Genomic DNA, 235 nt, shown 5'->3' on the forward strand with positions numbered 1-235 from the left:
GCGAGCACCGTCGACTGGATCGAGCGCTTCGTGAACTGCGGGCCGGCCGGGTTCGTCGTCGCGTTGGTCGTGCCGTTCACGATCGCCGAGTCTTCCGTGTAGAGCTGCAGCTTGAGGATGCCGCCGTCGGTGATCTGCGGTTTGACGTGCAGCGTCAGGCCCACGTCGACGCGGTCGTACGTGTTGAAGGCCGAGCTTGCACTTCCGCTCGTCAGGTTCGAATACGAACCTGTCT

Annotated in this window: 1 protein-coding gene; it reads right to left on the reverse strand. The window is 63.4% G+C overall.

The window, feature by feature from the left end:
- On the reverse strand, nucleotides 1–235 hold a 235-nt coding region (locus tag SB822_RS61075), incomplete at both ends, for a hypothetical protein (RefSeq protein WP_410859654.1).

It is taken from the genome of Paraburkholderia sp. SIMBA_054, assembly GCF_046534875.1.
GTDB lineage: Bacteria > Pseudomonadota > Gammaproteobacteria > Burkholderiales > Burkholderiaceae > Paraburkholderia > Paraburkholderia hospita.